The 2,850-nt window shown below is 53.8% G+C and carries 1 protein-coding gene; it reads left to right on the top strand.

Going from position 1 to position 2,850, the window contains the following annotated elements; genetic code table 11:
• The first annotated feature begins 335 nt into the window (after positions 1-335).
• Positions 336-2,708, top strand: coding sequence for an ABC transporter permease (locus tag ACEW8P_RS14115; protein WP_373513721.1), 2,373 nt, complete (start codon positions 336-338; stop codon positions 2,706-2,708).
• Positions 2,709-2,850 lie beyond the last annotated feature (142 nt).

Here is a 2,850-nt window from a genome sequence, read left to right as displayed (position 1 = left end):
AAGGATTCCATCGCTTATTGCGACGCTAATGGGGTAGCGATGGTAACGACGGGGGTGCGGCATTTTAAGCACTGAGTTTTTGGAGGTACAAACGGGCAAAGTAAGTGGTGCGGAAGATTAGCTAGTGAAACCTGCCCAAGATCATCTTCCAACTGTCCGATTTCGAATCCAAGTGTTCGGATTCGGTCAGTTTTTTTATTGGTATTTTATTTTAAGTACTGATAGTCAGAAAATTAAAAATCAGGCATAGGTTTTTTCGTGCAGTCTGGCAACATCGGGCGGACACATAGGTTCGCAGCAGCGCCTGTCCGAACCTTCAAAACGATATTTGAATTATGCTTTCCAACTACCTAAAAATAGCCCTCCGCAACTTCTGGAAACACAAGCTGTTTTCCTTCATCAATATCTTTGGCCTGTCAGCGGGTATGATGGTCTGCTTATTAGCGCTGGTCCTGGTAAAAGACGCCTTCGACTACGATAAATTTCATCCTTATCCTAACCGCACTTACCGGGTTCTGACCGACGTAACGATGAAAGATGGCGGAAAAGAGGTTGTGGCCACCTCTCCGCTGCCACTGGGCGCGGTTTTGGAATCGCAGTACGGTTTTGTCGAGAAAACGGCCCGGATCTACTATGGGCTGAGCAATGAAGTTACGACCGACGCCAAATCGTTTTCGGTCAACGGGGCTTTTGCGGATGGCTCTTTTTTCGATTTGTTCGGCTTTCGGTTTATCTCCGGTCAACCCGCCGTGGCCCCGCGTACGGTCGTCATCTCCGACCGTACCGCCGAGCGTTTCTTCGGAGCGGCCAGTCCGCTGGGGAAAGTGCTGACGCTGAAAAATCAGGGGATGTTCACCATCACGGGCGTGCTGGATACCAAAACCAATAAATCACACCTGAAATTCGATCTGCTGGCTTCGATGGCTACTGTGTCGGCGCTGGAGCAAAGCCAAAAGTTAAGTCCACAACTCAATAGCTGGCGCAGCCATTGGGATGCTTCTTCCTATACCTACGTGCTGCTCCGTGAGGATACCCCGCGCCGCGCCCTCGACGGTGCCCTGGCCAGCCTTTCCAAACTAGGTACCCAAGCCCTCGGGCCACAAACCGATCAAACCTACTCGTTGCGGTCGCAGGTACTTTCGAGCCTTTCTCCCGCCCGCGAACAACTGAGCAAAAGTACCTGGGAACCTACCTGGGGCAGTGTGCTGGGCCCCGCTAGCCTGGCGTTAGTAATTCTGTTGCTGGCGGGATTCAACTACGTCAACCTTACCATCGCCCGTTCGCTGAGCCGCGCCCGCGAGGTGGGCGTCCGCAAGGTGGCCGGGGCGCAGCGAAAGCAAATCGTCGGACAGTTCCTGACCGAGTCGGTCATGTTGGCCATCTTCGCGCTGGGATTAGCCTATATTTTTAAGGCAACCCTGTCGCCCATCCGCCGCATGACCGAAGGCATCGAATTCGACCCGACGCTATGGGCGTACTTTCTGGGCTTCGCGCTGCTGACCGGGATCCTGGCGGGAATCGCTCCGGCCCGAATTTTGTCGAGCTATCAGCCCGCCAATGTACTGCGGGGTCGGTTTGGCGAGAGTCTTTTCCGGGGCATGGGACTGCGCAAGGGGCTGATGGTGGTGCAGTTCGTAGTGTCGCTGGTGTTCATGGTATTCGTCACGGTGATGTACCAGCAATTTCGGCACATGGCTACCGCTTCCTACGGTTTCGACCGGGACAATAGCCTGAATATTCCCGTTTCGCCGCAAAATTATCGTCCTGTAGCCGATAAAATGAGCCAACTGGCGGACGTGGAAAGGGTCGGCGCCACCCTTCAACCCCTGGGATTTCATGCGAGATACTTGAAAGTTTCTCCCGACCAATTTCAAAATTACATCCCCACAGACGCCCATTTTACGGATGCCAACTATGTGCTCAATATGGACTTGAAGCTGATAGCTGGTCGAAACCTACCGCTTTCGGTTTCTGATTCGGCGGGGCGCTTTGTGCTGATCAACGAAAAAGCGGTGACCGCCCTGCGTTTCAAAAGCCCGCAAGAAGCCGTTGGGCAACTCCTGTGGCTGAGCGACAGCAGCGAAGTGCAGGTGGCCGGCGTTTTGCAGGATTTCAACTACCAAAACCTGGCCCGCCCGTTGAATCCGTTGCTGCTGCAATATCGGCCCGACGAGTTTCACTACCTGAATGTAAAAGTGAATCCGCGCCGCAAAGCCGCCGTGGTGGCCGAATTGGAAAAAGCCTGGCAGGAGCTTTACCCCCGCGAACCTTTCACTTACGAATGGACCGACGAGGCTTTGTACAATCATCATCTGCACCTCGATGACCTATCCGTCATTGGCTTGCTGGTGGCGATAGCGCTGTCGATTGCCTGTCTGGGTTTGCTGGGAATGGTATCTTACACTACCGAAATGCGTACCAAGGAAGTGGGCATCCGCAAAGTGATGGGAGCTACCGTGGCGCAGATCGTCCTGTTGCTATCGAGTGGTTTCGTCCGGCTGTTGCTCATCGCCGGGGTCATCGCCCTGCCGCTGGGCTATTTAGCCGGAGAATTGTTCTTGCACGAATTCGCTCACCGCATCACATTGGGCGTCCTCGGGCCGCTGGCGTGTTTTGTAGTCATGCTACTGGTTGGCGGACTCACCGTTGGCTGGCTGACTTTTCGAGCGGCGAACGAAGATCCGGCAAAGTCGTTGCGAACGGAGTAGGTTTTGAGCAAACGGCTGACTTATAAAGATCAGCCACATACATATGAACAAAAATATGCTTTTCAACTACCTCAAAATCGCCTTCCGCAACTTCCAGCGGCAGACCTTCTTCTCCCTCATCAACGTCACGGGTCTGGCCGTT

The organism is Persicitalea sp. (genome assembly GCF_041751555.1).
Lineage (GTDB): Bacteria > Bacteroidota > Bacteroidia > Cytophagales > Spirosomataceae > Persicitalea.
The sequence above is the reverse complement of the archived record's forward strand: the minus strand, read 5'-3'. Positions and strand labels throughout refer to the sequence as shown.

Excerpts from the sequence above, each read along its gene's own strand:
- ACEW8P_RS14115 (WP_373513721.1), top strand. The coding sequence starts at position 336 with ATGCTTTCCAACTACCTAAAAATAGCCCTCCGCAACTTCTGGAAACAC.